The organism is Tessaracoccus sp. MC1627, assembly GCF_014164725.1.
Classification (GTDB): domain Bacteria; phylum Actinomycetota; class Actinomycetes; order Propionibacteriales; family Propionibacteriaceae; genus Arachnia.
Genome location: NZ_JACJGA010000003.1, coordinates 45086 through 59778 on the forward strand (window position 1 = coordinate 45086; position 14693 = coordinate 59778).

Sequence of the window (14693 nt, forward strand, 5' to 3'; positions counted from 1 at the left end):
GCCTCAGGACCAGGGCGGTTGCCCGAGCGCCTCAGAGTCCTCGCGAGGGCTCACCCTGTGATCGCATCCAGCCGCGACAACGCCCCGACGATCACATCCAGGTGCGCGTCGATGCTCCGCGCCGCCACCTCAGCAGCCTGCTCACCGCGTCGGTACGGATCCGCCACCTCGTCGCCCGCCTCCGACGTCCGATGATGCCACAGGTAGTCCACCACCCCGTCGAGCCTCAGATCCTTGGGGAGTTCGGCCACGACCCGCGAGGCGTGCCCGATGACGAACGCCTTGCGCCCGAGCGTCGGCCACTCGTCGAGGATGTAGCGACGATGCTCGGGGGCCATCGTGAGGATAAGGTCCGCCTCCTCGACCATCGAGCGCGTCAGCTGTCGCGCCAGATGCGCCTCTGGCTCCCCGCGCCCCTTCAGCTCAGCGGCCATCGGCGGATCCATCCCCTCGCCGACGAGGGCTCGGGTCCCCGCCGACACGAACGCGATCCCCTCGGGCGCCGAGGAACGAGCCGCGACATCCGCGTACGCGGACCGGCAGATGTTTGCAGTGCACACGAACAGCACCGTGTACGTCCTTGCTCGCCGCAAGGCCGCCGCCGGCTCGGCGCCGGCCTCGCTCCCGACGTCAGCACCAGCCCGTGCAGAGCCGCCAGATCGCCGGGGGAGGTGGTCGATCAGCTCCAGCCACGCGTTGCCGGGCCGGAATCCAGTGCCCTTGATCCGTTCAAGGCTCAGCACCCCGTGGCTCCCGGCTCCACGGCCCGTGTTCACACCGCCACCAGCGGCGACGCCAGCCGGAGCCGTCTGCACCAGCCCAGGATCCGCCCCCATCGCCTGATACACCCGTCGGGCCACCTCGTCCCAGGTCACCACGCGGCCGTCTCCGGTCACGTTGTAGGTGCCCGCTGCCGCGCCGGAGTCCAGCAGGTGGGTGATGCCGGCGGCCAGCTGCGAGGCGAACGTCAGCCTTCCACTGCGCTGACCGTCGACGGTGATGCGCTGCCCGTGGCGGGCGGAGGCCACCAGGTCGTGGACAAACCCCTCGTCCTGGCCCACCACCCAGCCAGTGCGCACGATGAGGTGCCTCGGCACCCCCGCCGCGACCGTCTCGCTCGCGGCCAACGCCTGTCCGTGCCCGGTGGCGAGACTCAGCGTGTGGCCTTCGGGGTGTTCGGGGGCGGGACGGTCGAACAGGCAATCCGAGGAGACGTGCACGTAGCGCATCCCGTGCCGGCGGGCGAGGTTGGCCAGGTGCAGCGCTCGCTCCGCCGCGGCGCTCCACCTCTCACGCGCCGCAACCGCATCCGGCCGGCCGGTGGCGCCTTCGCCGTGGGCGTGGATGAGGGTGTCGTAGGCGGACGTGTCGATGGCATCCGTGCCATCAATGTCGGCGAAGGTGGCGCCGTCGGCGCGGGGGAGTTCGGCGCGCAGCGCTCGGCCAAGGGGGGTCTCGATTCCCACCACCAGGGTGCGGCGCGGCTCCACGGGGGTGGCGTCGGCGAGGAGCGGGTTCAGGGCGTCTCGGTGGGCGACGATGGCGCGATCCCGGCCGATGGGCCAGGGAACGACGAGGGCGGGGTCGAACAGGTTGACCGACGAGAACCTGGTGCGCGCCTGCGGGCTCCAGTGGTGGTCCATGAGGTAGGTGAGGGTGGTGTCGTCCTCGAGTACCTGGTGGGCGTTGGCGACGCCGCGGGGGACGAAGGCGGCCGTGTTCGCGTCGAGGTCCGCCACGACGGTGCGGCCGAACCCCTCCCCGGCGCGCAGGTCCACCCAGGCGCCCATCGCACGGCCGCGCACCACGCCGACGAGGCGGTCCCAGGGCTCCGCGAGGAAGCCGCGGGTGACGCCGCGCTGCACCACGTGGGTGACGTTGTGCTGCACGGGATGGAAGTCGGGCAGGCCAAGAGCCGTCATCTTGGCGCGGTGCCAGTTCTCCTTGAACCAGCCGTCGTCGTTGTACTGCACCCCCAGGTGCAGGATCAGTAGGCCGGGGATCTCGGTGGGGGTGACTCGAAGCTCGTGCACGAGGGCTCCTTCGGCTGGGGGACGGAGGCTACTTCAGTTGGTCGACGACCTGCTGCGCGATCTCGGCCTGTGCATCACCGGAGAGTGTTTCGCCGTCTCCCACTCCGGGTTGGCCCACGTCGACGAACGTGCCGTCCACGGCCTCCACGCCGTCGCGGATCGTGTCGTTGTGCAGCGTGAGGAAGAACGGCGCCGGGTCCTCAGTCGTGATGGGAGAGATGGCCACCAGTTCAGCCTGAGGCAGGGCGGCGCGCAGCGCCTCGAAGTATTCGGCGGCCGGGTCGGCCAGGCTGTAGTCGCCGTCAGCGGTGCCCCCGAAGGTCACGACGATGTCGGGCTGAGCCTCAGCGATGGCGGAGATGGTGCCGATGAACGTGTCGCACGGCGCGAAGTCACAGGAGCGCGGCGCGGTGATGTACCCACGGCCGGGGGACGAGAGATTGGTCACCAATCCCCAGCCGAGTTCCTCGGCGGCGGTGCCGACCCAGGTGTCCGACGGCTCACCCAGCGAGAACGAATCTCCTACAACTACGACGGTGGGACCACTCACGGGGGCCGGTGACGAGACCGTCGCGCTCGGTGTCGGGCTCGCGGGAGGCGATGAGGATGGCGCCACCGACGGCGAGGACGACGCCGAAGCGGTAGCCGAAACGGACGGGTTGGCAGGGCGGCTCGACGACGGCGCGGGCTCCGCTTCCACCGGCCGGAACCGCGTGAGGGCCAACGCGCTGAGGGCGACGGCAAGCAGGCCGAGGACGATCAACCCGACGGCACTGAGCCTACTGACGTCACGCAGTGATTTCATGGATCTCTTCCCGGCCGATTTAGCATTAGCTCGAAGCCACATTACTGTAGGGCGCACAGGGACGTGCCGCGTCCCGCGGTGCCCCGAGAACCCCAAGGCTGCCTGATCTGAGGCGGCGGACACCCGAGGATGGCTAATGGAGCTGGAGCAATACCTGCGAATCGTGCAGCGGTATTGGAGAAGCTCGCTGGCAACGCTGTTTGCGTGCATCGCGATAGCCGCAGTTGTCACTCTGCTGCAGAAGCCAACCTACTCTTCAACTGCCTCCGTTTTCCTCGCAGTGGAGAGTGGGGGCACCGCAGGGGAGCTGTCTCAGGGTGCCACCTACGCCGAGCGACAGGTCAAATCGTTTGTGACTGTGGCCACTTCCGCCATGGTTCTCGAGCCGGTTATTAGTAACCTTCGGCTAGACCTTACTCGGGGAGAAGTGGCCGGAAAGCTCACCGTCACCGCGCCCATCGCAACCTCGGTGATCGAGATCCAGGCAGAGGACCGCGACCCAGCGCTGGCCGCAGACCTCGCCAACAGCGTCGCCGACAGCCTGCAGGCCGCGGTTGGACAACTCGCGCCACCCAGCCCCGACGGGGCCGCGCTCGTGAGCGCGACTGTCATCGACACAGCGCAGGTGCCCATCGCTCCGACCGCCCCACGCCCGGCCGTGAATCTGGCTCTTGGCGCAGTCCTGGGATTGATGTTGGCGTTGGGCCAAGCGGTGCTGCGCAGTCTGGCGGACACCCGTCTGCGCACCACTCAGGACATCGAGGCGCTCACCGACGCCCCCGTGCTTGCGTCTGTGGGGCGCATCATCACCAGCGCTGGGCGAGCTGCAGACGACGACGGTCAACACTGGCAGAACGCGGAGGCCTACCGTCGGCTCCGAACCAACGTCGGGTTCCTCGGGCTGGGCGGTGAGCGCAGATCGTCCTTCGTGGTCACGTCCGCGACGGCCGGCGAGGGCAAGACGGAGACAGTCATCAACCTGGCACGCGTCCTGGCGCAGGCCGGTGAGTCGGTGCTGTTGATCGACGCGGACCTCCGCCGGCCTCAGGTGGGGGCACGGTTGCACCTGGATGGCGAGCTGGGTCTCTCAGATGTCTTGAGCGGCAGGGCCGGCTTCTCGGACCTGGTCTTCAAGGTGGGGGCCGGGACGCTCGATGTGCTCCCGGCGGGGACCATCCCGCCGAACCCCTCGGAGCTGCTGGGCTCTGAGGCCATGGCCCAACTGCTCGCGTCCGTTGAGCGTCAGTATGATTTTGTGCTGTTCGACTCGCCGCCTCTGCTGCCGGTCACAGACGCCATCGTCCTGTCCGCCCAGACCGGTGGTGCGGTGTTGGTGACGCGCTCCGGTGTCGTGCGGCGTGCACACGTGGCCGAGGCCATTCACATGATGGACACCGCGGACGTGAGCCTCCTGGGCGTTGTCCTTAACGACGTCCCTGTCCGCGCCGGTGAAGCCTATGCCGCATACTATTCAGCGGCACACTGACGCTTTCGTTCATCTTGCCGTAACAATTTCGTGTAACGATTTCGCGTGAGACATCCGAATGGATGCCTCGCACACAACAGGCGCATCGGGGGATCGCATGATTGAGGCCGTTCAAGCTCAGGAAGAGCGCGTTGGTGTCCACCGTGATATGGGCCAGCAGGCAGACGCGGCTCGTGGAGTGGGTGAAGGCCGAAAGGCTGCCGTGGATGCCGGCCGATGGGTAACTAACTATCAGCGAGTTGTCTCGCTCTTGGACTTCATCGCCATTCTGACTGCGATTCTCCTCACGGGACTTCTGCGGTTTGGGGATTCGCCGGAGGGCACCGTTGCCGGGGCCCCGATCACCTATCCCGTCGCCGGCGCACTGATCGGCCTGGTGTGGTGGGTGGCACTCGCCGCCAACGAGTCTCGCAGCAGGGAGATCCTGGGGGCCGGACCCGAGGAGTACCGGCGGGTCATCAAGGGCACGTTCTACGCCTTCGGATTCATCGCCGTCGTCTCGTACCTGGCTGGAGCGCAGCTCTCCCGACTCTTCTTCATAGCGCTGTTGCCTCTTGGCATCCTGGCGCTGCTAGCCGTCCGATGGGTGAGCCGGTCGCGTCTCAACGCGAAGCGCCGCAGCGGGGAGGCCCTGGTGGCAACGCTGGTGGTCGGATCGGCGGACGACGTTTACGGCGCCGTGAGCGACATCCGCCGCAACCCCGAGGCGGGTTTCTTCCCAGCAGCAGTGTGCGTGACTGATCATCCGCGCACTGGCGGGGCGCAGAGCCTGCTCGACCTTCCCGTCGTTCACTTCGACCGGATCCCGGATGAGCTCGAGGGCATGCACCTCGGGGCCGTCGCCGTGGCCGGTGGCCTCAGCCGCGGGGCCACCCGGAAGCTGGCCTGGGACCTTGAGAGCTCCCGCGTCCGGCTCATGGTGATGCCACGGATGACCGACGTGGCCGGGCCGCGCCTGCGTTACAGCACGGTGGAGGGCCTCAAGCTGATCCACGTGGATCTGCCCCGCTACTCGGGCCTCCACTTCTGGATGAAGCGGACGTTTGACATCGCGTTCGCGGCGGTTGCGTTGGTGCTGACCGCGCCGGTGTTGTTGGCGGTGGCGATCGCCATCAAGCTCGACGACGGAGGCCCGATCCTGTTCCGCCAGCAGCGGGTGGGGCGTGGTGGGCAGCCGTTCGTCATCCACAAGTTCCGGACTATGTGCGTGGACGCAGAGTCGAAGATCGCAGCGATGATCGAGCAGGCAGGCGGGAGCGCGTTGCTGTTCAAGATGGAGGACGATCCACGGATCACCAGGGTTGGTCGGGTCCTCCGCAAGTTCTCACTGGATGAGCTGCCTCAGTTCTGGACTGTCCTAAACGGCGACATGAGCATCGTGGGGCCTCGCCCTCAGGTCGGCCGGGAGGTCGCTGAGTACACGCCCACCGCCCACCGCCGTCTCCTGATCAAGCCGGGCATCACGGGCCTGTGGCAAGTGAGTGGACGCTCCGGGCTGTCCATCGAGGACAGCATCCGACTGGACCTCCGATACGTGGAGAACTGGTCCCTGACCGGCGATATCGCGATTATCCTTCGTACAATCAAGGTGGTGTTGTTCCCCAGTGGCGCATACTGACGCTCTGCCTGGCCCCCATCGACCTGAAATCGACTGCAGGTCTCATAACCATCCGTCCGTGAGACCGGCAACGAAGGGGCACGGGCTCGCAGGCGCACCATGCGCCCTCCTTCGTCGCGCGCACTTGCTCGAATATCTAGATCGCAAGGACCCAACTCGACGATGATGACGAAATCGGAATTGCCATGTGTCTCTGTGATCATTCCCACTTTCAACAGCGCGGACTTCATAGAAGAGACAATGATGAGCGTCCTCGCTCAAAGTATGCCTGATCTGGAACTCATTGTTGTCGACGACTGTTCGCAAGATGAGACGCTCCGAGAGGTTGACAGGATTGCCTCCACGGACCGACGAGTCCGAGTCTTGCGACAGATAGAAAACTCGGGAGTCGCCAGCGCTCGGAACCGCGGGCTTGATGAGGCTCGCGGACGGTACGTCGCCTTCTTGGACTCCGACGACTGCTGGCTTCCCGAAAAGCTTGAGATGCAATTGTCTTTCATGGCTGAGCAAAATGCAGGCGTGTCAATCACATCATACGAAACGATCGAAGAGAACGGAGACCACAGGAACTTCGTGATCGTTCCCCAGTGCATGAACTACAATCAATTCCTTCGCAATCCGATCACGTCTACTCTAAGCATCGTGATTGACACGAACGTGGTCGCGCATGAGCTCCTCTGGATGCCAGATCTTAGGCGCGGCCAAGACACGGCAACTTGGCTCCAGATTCTGCGAGCAGGCCACACACTCCACGGCCTCGAGGAACCCCTTGCCAAATATCGCAGGCGATCTGGATCTCTATCTTCGAGCAAGCTACAGGCAGTCAGGCGGACCTGGCACACCTACCGGCACGTGGAAAGACTGAAGGCTCCGTCAGCACTGGGTTTCCTACTCTCGCAACTCTACAATGCGACCCGAAGGCGAAGACCGGGGATTGTGTCATTCAGGCGACCCTCGGTCGCACGTCCACTCCGATAGGCGAATCACGAGTTCATGAGACACGGGCCATTAGCCCTACAGAAACATACGGCTTTGCGTCATTCGCGCAGGGCGACTACCAGAGAGAAACCAGTGATACGGCCAAAAAACGTCGCGCAAGCGCTCTTACCTTCAGCGGCTGAAGATCTCCTGAGAAAGTCACTCTATCGAAGGAATACTCGTCTTAAGCCGCAGGAATATCGGCGGGCCCTTACGGAATGGTTTCGACTGACGAAGGGCTGGTCCTGCAATCTGGACGATCCCCAGAAGTTGAGCGAGAAGATCCAATGGCTGAAACTCTACGACAGCACACCGATGAAGGGTCAGCTCGCTGACAAGTATCTCGTACGGGAGTGGGTCGAAGCCAAAATCGGTGCGCATTACTTAGTTCCTCTAGTCGGTGTCTGGGGGCATGATGAGACATTCACCCTCCAGGGGCTTCCCAAGCGCTTCGCACTAAAGGCAACGCACGGTTCTGGATGGAACGTCATTGTTGAGGATCGAGCCAGACTGAGAGAGCGGGTCATCCGCAAACGCGTATCCCAATGGATGAACATGAGAAAGGCCATGACAGGCGGTTTTGAGCTCCACTACGAGTTCAGTGAGCCACGCGTCATCGCCGAGGCGCACCTGGCAGATGACAGCGGGGGTTTGCGCGACTACAAGTTCATGATGATTCATGGCGAGCTTCAGTTCATTCTCGCTATCCAAGGACGGTATACGCACGAGCAGAGCGGTGTTTACGACGGGCATTGGCGCCGCATGCCTTTCGACTACGGCTATCGAGCCGGCGAACCCCACGATATCGCGAGACCGAAGGCTCTCCGCGAGATGGTGGAAATTGCCGAGACCTTGAGTTCGGATTTCCCGCTGGTCCGCGTGGACTTCTATGAGGTCGATGGACGGGTGTATTTTGGTGAGGTGACATTCACTCCGGGTAATGGTTTGTCGGATTTCGATCCTATTGAGCACGACAGCGAGTTCGGGTCGCGGCTTAACCTGCCTGAGAAGAAGACTTTCAAAGGCGTCATGCTGTGATTCAGTTGACAACGAGAATCGGTCTGATTGGACGCATCGATCCAGATGGAACAATGATCGATGGGCAGTCCGTGAAGACACGGACCGTTCATCGAGAGATGATCAATCAACTTGGTGATGCGAGTATCCTTTCCGTTGATACTACGGGCTATGCTCGGCGCTGGTTGAGTGTGACTCTCCGTTTCATTCACTGTGTACTGACGTGTGAAGCCATCGTCGTCCTTCTCTCCCGTGGTGGACGCCGAGCGCTATTTCCTCTTCTGTATGTTGCAGTTCGCCTGAGGAGAACTCGCGTATACCATAGCCTCATCGGGGGGGCCCTCGTGCAGGATATTGAGGAATCACCACGACTCCTGACCTATCTCAATGCGTTCGAAATCAACTGGGTGGAATCCGAAGGACTTGCGGCCGAATTGCGGACTCTCGGGGTCCGCAACGCTTGCTATCTTCCGAATGCTAAGGAGATTGCCAAAATCACTCCCACGGAGTTGCAAGACTACGATGCACCGCCCCACCGTTTCTGTACTCTTAGCCGCGTGACGCGGGAGAAGGGAATCCCGGATGCGGCGGCGGCGATCAGGATGCTCAACGCTAAGGGGACAGCCGCAACATTGGACGTGATAGGGCCGGTGGGAGAAGATTTCAGCAAGGAGTTCTCCGCCATCCTGGATGAGAATCCATATGTGCGCTACTTGGGTGTTGTGCCGCCTGAGAATGCCGCCGCCGTTCTTAACGGCTACTTCGCCATCGTCTTTCCAACTAGGTGGCGCGGTGAGGGTGTTCCCGGGTCGATAATCGATGCTCTAGCCGCTGGCGTTCCGATCATTTCCTATCGATGGCGATTTCACGACGAGATGCTGACGGAAGGTATCACCGGATTCAGTACATCGCCGGGGAACGTAGCAGGTCTGGCTAGGCTGTTGGAACGCTTGACTGCGCAGACTAGAACCGAAAGAAATCTCATGCGACTGAATTGTCTGGCGAAAGCTCGTGACTATGCTCCCGACGTCATCGTCGCTCGAATGCTGGACGACATGAACCTGACTGGAGAACGGCCGTGAACGCCGTTCCGCTTCGAGTCATGCTTGTGGTCCACTCGCTCTCGACCGGAGGCGCGGAGGTAATGGTTGCCTCTCTGGCGGAGGCTCTTCATCGACACGGGATCGCGGTCGTCGTCGTTCCACTCGCCCGCGTGCAATCCACAATCGAATCGCGCTTGCTTCAAGGTGGCATCTCGGTCTACCACATTGAGAAGCACCCTGGGTTTGATCCTCGTGTGATTCCGCGGCTTCGCCGCGCGATCCGGGATTTCCAGCCAACGGTAGTCCATACGCATTTGCCGGTCCTGCCCTATGTCTTTCCGGCCGCTCGCTGGCGTGGCCGTTCAATCAGGATCGTTCATACCTTCCACAGCACTGCCATGATGGAGACCCGGCGACCTACGACCCGAATTGTTAACTGGGTCGCCATTCGCAGTGGTGTCGTCGCGGTCGCCCCGAGCGACGAGGTACGTGATTCTGTCTTGGCTCTATACAGAGTTAAGAGTGAGAGCGTAAGGACCGTGCTGAACGGTGTCGAGTTGTCCCGGTTCCGATTCGAAAAGGAACTTCCCAGTGATCACACCATGCGACTCTTGTGCGTGGCGCGGCTGGAGCCCGTGAAGAACCATCGACTCTTGTTGGACGTGGTTGCCACTCTGCAAGGCGCCCATACGGGACAACTATTCAAGTTGGTGCTCGTGGGAGAGGGAAGCATGAGGAAGGACTTGGAGCGCTATGCGGCTCAATTGGGCGTTGAGTCACTGGTATCCTTTGCCGGCCTGCAAAGCCAAACCGAGTCGTTCTATCGCGACTCGGATGTTTTTGTTCTTCTTTCACGGTACGAGGGTCTTCCCATGAGTGTACTAGAAGCGATGGCCGCCGGTGTGCCCGTCGTTGCGACTAATGTGGGCGGAATGTCAGAAGTGGTGCAGAACGGGGAGAATGGATACCTTGTTGGGTTCGATCATCAAGAGATCGCCCAACTCCTGAGCGACCTCGCTAGAGATCCTGCACGCTGGTCAAGTCTCAGTGCCTGTGCTCGTGAGACTGCAGAGCGTTTCTCTCTGGAGCGTATGATGGGTGGCTATCTTGACACCTATTCGTGACGACCGTCCGGTTGATTGCCGAGACGATCGATGAAGCGTGAACTGGCCCGCGTAAAGCATCAGTCCTTTGGGCTGATGCTTGGGTACTCTGTGGTATTCGCTGTGCTGTTGCCTCCACACCTCGCGTTGCGTAACCCCGCCTTGTCGGGAGCCCTAAAACTGGCCGCTGGCCTGCTGTTCGTGCATCTCGTGCTGCGACTCGTACAGAGCAAGAGAGCCGTCTCCCCTGTGTTTCTGGCGCTGGTCGCCCTGCGGGCTTCGCTTCTCCCAGGAACGATAGCTCATAACGGAGACCTGCTCACGTGGGGTTTCGAGTCCGTTCGGCTCATCGCGCTGTTGGTGCTCCTTGAGCACGGACTGGGGAAGGGGCGCGTTCATGCAATGGTCGTCCTGAAGGGGCTCGCTAATCTTCTTCTACTCTATCTGTTCCTGAACCTCGCAATGGTCCTGGGTGGTTCCGGACTATCGACATCCTGGGGGCCTGGGGAGTTTGAACAGACAGTGTACTTCCTAGGGATTCGCACCCGTATCACGGATGTAATCTTCCCGGCGATCCTCGCTGCAGTGCTGGTTGATGTTCTGGATTGTTCGAGGTGGCAATTGCGCAGCCTATTCGCCATAGCACTCGGAATCAGTCAGATCGCAATTCTCGATGTCGCCACGGGATATGTAGGGTTGGTTGTGCTGGCAGCGGTATACGTCACGGTACGCTTCATCCCTGGCGGTGTGAGCCTCTTCTCTTGGAGAAATATCTCCATCCTAGGCATCATCGCCTTCCTCGGGATCGTGATTTTCAGAGCGCACGATTCGTTCGAGTTTCTGATCTCGGAATGGCTCGGCAAGTCTATGGAACTGACTGGGAGGACTGTGATCTGGGACAATGCGATCCCGATTCTCCTCGCGGCTCCGATCGTAGGGTACGGTGTGAACGACGCTTTCGGTGCTTTCGTGCCATGGTATGGCTCTATTTTGTGGCAGGCGCACAACCAGTACTTGCAATTGATGCATGACGGCGGATTCGTGGGGATAGCGCTCTTCATCCTACTGCTTCTGGTTGCGGGACGCCAAGTGGATCGCGCCGCTATCGGACTTCGGGAGAAGGCGGCGCTCGCCGCCGTCTATTGTGCCATGACACTGATGTCAATCACAGAGATTTTTGTCTACAACATGGGCATGTTCTATCTCGTATTGTTCCTTGGAGGATGTGCGAGACTCTTCGAGCTAGGAGAAGAATGATGGGTTTGACCGGCCTTGTTGAGCGCGCTTGGCGAAGGGCCCGCATTTATCGGGCTTCCCAGACGTTCGGGACTGCGAGTCGACTCGGGAGTGACATTGCGCTGGGCCCCTGTGCCAGACGCGTCAATATCTCCGCGTCTCCGGAATCGGTCGGTCTCACGGTGGGCAGCCACGTGTATCTCGACTGCATGCTGGTGACGGTCGGGAATGGAGTAATCGACATAGGCTCGAACTGCTGGATCGGCGGCGCGGGATCCACCGCAATTGGCGCGGTGAAATCGGTGCGCATCGGTTCCAATGTAATAATATCCAATCATGTACACATCTATGATAATAACAACCATCCGGTCGACCCTGGTAAGAGGCTTCTCATGACCAATGGTGCTCACGGCGGTCGACTATGGAGTTGGATGGAGGCCGAGGCTAGCCCGATTATCATCGAGGACAATGTCTGGATCGGGGAGTTCGCGATGGTGCTCAAGGGGGTCACGATAGGCGCGGGGTCCGTTGTCGCGGCACATAGCGTGGTAACTAAGTCCGTACCTCCGTACTCCATCGTTGCTGGGAATCCTGCGCGCGTCGTGAAGCAGATAAAACGTGAGCGATAAGGGGAAGTTTCGGGGGGCATCGTTTGATTCCTTGCTTCTAGCCCTCGTCAAATTCTTCACCTTGGCTAGTGGGCTCATAGGCACGGTCGTTCTGTCACACAGTTTGTCTCTTCGAGCATACGGTACCTACTCGCAGGGCATTATGGTGGTTATGCTTGGGGCGGATTTGACGATCCTAGGCTTAGCTGACGGCGTCAACTACTTCTATAATCGTAAGCGCTTAACGGCTGACGCCGAATTATATGTAAGGACGGCCGTATCGCTGCAGGTCGTTCTAGGTTTGGGTCTTGGGGTACTCATTCTGCTTCTGCAGTCCGTATTGGTTGGCTATTTCGACAATCCGATGTTGCAGGGCGTGTTTATCTATTTGGCGTTTCGGCCGCTCTTGCTGAACCTGGGGACCATATTTCAGGTCTTGATGGTTTCCGTGGGCCGCGCAAGGAGCATCGCGGTTCGCAATGGAGCCTTTTCGAGTCTGAAGCTTGCCGCGATTTTTGCGACCGCCTACATCACATCTGATATCGGGGTTCTCTTCGCGATCCTTCTCGGACTGGATGCAATCAGCATCCTTTGGTTCTGGCTCACGTTCCGGAAGTATGCCTTCGCTGTCTGGCCGGTGAGGTGGAGGATCGATCGTATTCGAGATATCCTCTCGTTCTCGCTCCCGATGGCCTTGTATGTTGCATGCTCGTCACTATCGCGTCAGTTCGGCGCGCTTGTGATCGCGAAGAATGAATCAACAGCAAATTACGCAATTTATGCGAACGCGTCCATACAGTTGCCGCTCGATGTCATCACCTCATCCTTCTTGACCGTCGTCATCCCGACAGTCACGCGCTTGATCGCGGAATCTGAATGGGACCGAGCACGGGTTCTGTTCAAACACTACCTAACAATCGGATACCTCACGACTATGACCTTCGCAGTGGTGTGCATAGTCTTGGCAGAGGAGATAATCTTGGTTCTGTACGGTGAGCGATATCTCCCTGGAGTGACCGTCTTCAGAATCTATCTGGTGTCTTCGATGATCCGGTTTGCTGGGTTCTCGCTAATCCTGAGTGCAGCCGGGAGGAGTGCGATCTTGATGCGAGTTTCCTTGGTGTCGCTTGCGGCTAATGCCGTGATGTCACTTGTCGGCTATCAGATGATCGGCTTCGAAGGGCCAGCAGTCGCGACGGTTGTGGTCAATGTCCTCACAACGATGGTGCTCCTTCGGTTTAGTGCCAGGCAGATTCATGCAAGTGCGGGAGATCTATTTGACAGGTCGTCGCTGCTTCGTTATGCAGGCTCTTTGGTTCTTGTGGTGCCCTTCGGCTCAGCAATCAATTGGGTGTTCCGGGATCTCCCAGTCGCTCCCGCTTTCACCGTTGCCGTAGTTGCAATTGTCTGCGTGGCCCTTGTGTTCGCGCTAAGTCGTCGCAATCTCATTGCAGCATTGAGAGGAATCAATAGTCAGGGATGACCCCCCTGGGTTCTTTCGTGTTGTTCCTGGAAGCGTTAGTCAGGTAGGCCTCGGAAGTCTGAGATTTTTCCCAAGTCCTACAGTCAAGGAGATTAGGTCATGAGAATTGTTGTTGTTGGAATTGGCTACGTCGGGTTGTCTCTCGCAGTCCTGCTTGCCCAGCGCCATCAGGTTACAGCAGTCGACGTCAATCCTGAGAGGGTGCGCCTGGTCAATGCCCGAAGCTGTCCGCTTGAGGACCTTGAGCTGGCCGAATATCTGACAGAACGGGAACTTGACCTTCATGCCACAACAAATGCTCTGGCGTCGTACCGAGACGCTGATGTGGTCGTCATCGCCACACCCACGGATTATGACCCAGTTACTGGCTGCTTCGATACTTGTACTGTCGAGAGCGTGATCTCAGCGGTCGTGGTTGCGAACCGATCAGCCGTCGTAGTCATCAAGTCCACGGTTCCGGTTGGGTTCACTGAACGATTGCGGAAGCGTCATCCCGATTCTGTAATCGTTTTCTCGCCGGAGTTCCTGCGAGAGGGTCGTGCATTGCACGACAACCTACATCCCTCGCGGATCGTGGTAGGAGACATGGGGGATGCTGGCCGCCTGTTTGCGGACTTGATGATCGAGGTGGCGGAAGAGCTGGATGTCCCAATCCTCTTCGTCAATCCGACTGAGGCGGAGGCAATTAAGCTGTTCGCAAATACTTATCTTGCCTTGCGCGTTGCCTACTTCAATGAACTCGACACGTACGCTGCAGTCAGAGGGCTCAACGCGGCTGATATTATCGAAGGAGTGGGACTCGATCCACGTGTCGGAGCGCACTACAACAACCCCTCGTTCGGATATGGTGGCTATTGCCTCCCGAAGGACACACAGCAACTTCTCGCTAATTACTCGGATGTTCCGCAGCATTTGATCGCCGCGGTTGTCGAAGCGAACTCTACGCGGAAGGATTTCATAGCACAGGACATTTTGCGCCGATTGCCGAGTGTTGTTGGCATACATCGACTTGCGATGAAGACGGGTTCGGACAATTTCCGCGAGTCAGCGGTTATTGGGGTAATGAATCGCATTAGGGAACGGGGCGTCGAGGTCATCATCTTCGAACCAGCAATGAGTGAGTCGACCTACTTCGGAGTCGAAATTGTGCATGATCTGAATGATTTCAAGAGGCGATCAGACATCATCGTGTCGAATCGCCGTGCGCCGCACCTTAGCGACGTGTCGACGAAGGTCTATTCTCGGGACGTCTTCGGTCGCGATTAGCAGTTCACACAGTCTCA

General features: G+C 60.1%; 12 protein-coding genes and 1 pseudogene. 11 read left to right on the forward strand and 2 right to left on the reverse strand.

The features are described 5' to 3' along the window. Positions 1-50 precede the first annotated feature (50 nt). The gene (locus H5399_RS18500) at positions 51-2033 is read right to left on the reverse strand and encodes a dTDP-4-dehydrorhamnose 3,5-epimerase family protein (RefSeq protein ID WP_182782554.1); all 1983 of its coding nucleotides are present in this window, start codon (positions 2031-2033) and stop codon (positions 51-53) included. A gap of 28 nt (positions 2034-2061) precedes the next feature. Continuing rightward, a complete protein-coding gene (locus tag H5399_RS08155; protein WP_182782555.1) occupies positions 2062-2583 on the reverse strand; it encodes an SGNH/GDSL hydrolase family protein in 522 nt (173 codons plus the stop codon). Positions 2584-2974: 391 nt separating this feature from the next. On the opposite strand from H5399_RS08155, the pseudogene H5399_RS18505 reads away from it, so the two are divergent. The 11 genes and pseudogenes from H5399_RS18505 to H5399_RS08205 all read left to right on the forward strand — a co-directional run. Continuing rightward, positions 2975-3229: pseudogene (locus tag H5399_RS18505) on the forward strand (Wzz/FepE/Etk N-terminal domain-containing protein); the annotation flags it as partial. 36 nt (positions 3230-3265) lie between these two features. Next, a complete protein-coding gene (locus H5399_RS17990) occupies positions 3266-4324 on the forward strand; it encodes a polysaccharide biosynthesis tyrosine autokinase (RefSeq protein ID WP_370585724.1) in 1059 nt (352 codons plus the stop codon). Positions 4325-4574: 250 nt separating this feature from the next. Next, positions 4575-5942: a sugar transferase gene (locus H5399_RS08165; protein WP_182782557.1), complete on the forward strand. Its 1368-nt coding sequence runs from the start codon at positions 4575-4577 to the stop codon at positions 5940-5942. Positions 5943-6107: 165 nt separating this feature from the next. After that, complete coding sequence (locus tag H5399_RS18510; RefSeq protein ID WP_370585725.1) at positions 6108-6920, forward strand: glycosyltransferase family 2 protein; 813 nt, start codon at positions 6108-6110, stop codon at positions 6918-6920. Between the two features lie 270 nt (positions 6921-7190). Beyond that, entirely contained in the window at positions 7191-7958 is a 768-nt protein-coding gene (locus tag H5399_RS08175) for an ATP-grasp fold amidoligase family protein (RefSeq protein WP_220490914.1), read from the forward strand. A gap of 98 nt (positions 7959-8056) precedes the next feature. Continuing rightward, the gene (locus H5399_RS17995) at positions 8057-9019 is read left to right on the forward strand and encodes a glycosyltransferase family 4 protein (RefSeq protein ID WP_255422183.1); all 963 of its coding nucleotides are present in this window, start codon (positions 8057-8059) and stop codon (positions 9017-9019) included. Beyond that, complete coding sequence (locus H5399_RS08185) at positions 9016-10104, forward strand: glycosyltransferase (protein ID WP_182782560.1); 1089 nt, start codon at positions 9016-9018, stop codon at positions 10102-10104. Before H5399_RS17995 ends, H5399_RS08185 begins: the two co-directional genes overlap by 4 nt. A gap of 30 nt (positions 10105-10134) precedes the next feature. Beyond that, the gene (locus H5399_RS08190) at positions 10135-11340 is read left to right on the forward strand and encodes an O-antigen ligase (protein WP_182782561.1); all 1206 of its coding nucleotides are present in this window, start codon (positions 10135-10137) and stop codon (positions 11338-11340) included. 188 nt (positions 11341-11528) lie between these two features. Then, complete coding sequence (locus H5399_RS08195; protein WP_220490915.1) at positions 11529-11948, forward strand: DapH/DapD/GlmU-related protein; 420 nt, start codon at positions 11529-11531, stop codon at positions 11946-11948. After that, positions 11938-13410, forward strand: a complete 1473-nt coding sequence (locus H5399_RS08200) for a lipid II flippase MurJ (protein WP_182782562.1) — start codon at positions 11938-11940, stop codon at positions 13408-13410. The genes H5399_RS08195 and H5399_RS08200 overlap by 11 nt, the downstream gene beginning before the upstream one ends. 99 nt (positions 13411-13509) lie before the next feature. Beyond that, positions 13510-14676: a nucleotide sugar dehydrogenase gene (locus H5399_RS08205; protein WP_182782563.1), complete on the forward strand. Its 1167-nt coding sequence runs from the start codon at positions 13510-13512 to the stop codon at positions 14674-14676. The last annotated feature ends 17 nt before the right edge of the window (positions 14677-14693 follow it).

What these genes read in the sequence shown, in the direction of transcription:
- H5399_RS18510 (WP_370585725.1), top strand. Translation starts at nt 6,108, where the DNA reads ATGACGAAATCGGAATTGCCATGTGTCTCTGTGATCATTCCCACTTTC.
- H5399_RS17995 (WP_255422183.1), top strand. Translation starts at nt 8,057, where the DNA reads ATGATCAATCAACTTGGTGATGCGAGTATCCTTTCCGTTGATACTACG.
- H5399_RS08190 (WP_182782561.1), top strand. Translation starts at nt 10,135, where the DNA reads ATGAAGCGTGAACTGGCCCGCGTAAAGCATCAGTCCTTTGGGCTGATG.
- H5399_RS08195 (WP_220490915.1), top strand. Translation starts at nt 11,529, where the DNA reads ATGCTGGTGACGGTCGGGAATGGAGTAATCGACATAGGCTCGAACTGC.
- H5399_RS08205 (WP_182782563.1), top strand. Translation starts at nt 13,510, where the DNA reads ATGAGAATTGTTGTTGTTGGAATTGGCTACGTCGGGTTGTCTCTCGCA.